The 325-nt window shown below is 58.8% G+C and carries 1 protein-coding gene; it reads right to left on the bottom strand.

Features of this window, described 5'->3' with window-relative positions:
* The coding region (locus tag A3754_RS07590; protein WP_197468550.1) for an FTR1 family protein at positions 1 to 325 on the bottom strand (325 nt) is incomplete at both ends.

The following is a 325-nucleotide window of genomic DNA, read 5'->3' as shown; positions in this document are numbered from 1 at the left end:
CGGTCGGGTAGAGACCCAACCACTCGATGGTGGGCACGCCCAGGTAGAACGCACTGATCAGCCCGGCTTCCTGCAGGGCGGCAATGCCGTTGCCAAGCAGAATCACCGACAGGATCAGCAGCACAATGCTGGTCACGCGGAAGAACAGACTCAGGGGCAAGCGCATGCCAATGCGGAAGAACAGGAAACACACCACCGCCAGCGCCAGAATGGCCGCCCCCATACCGTAAAACAGGTAAGGCTGAGTCGCCGCCGTCACCTGGCTCAACAAGGCCTCATAGAACAGGATGGTCTCGAAAATTTCCCGGTACACGGAAATGAAGGA

The organism is Alcanivorax sp. HI0083 (genome assembly GCF_001635175.1).
Note: the sequence above shows the minus strand (reverse complement) of the source record. Positions and strands in the feature narration are given on the sequence as shown.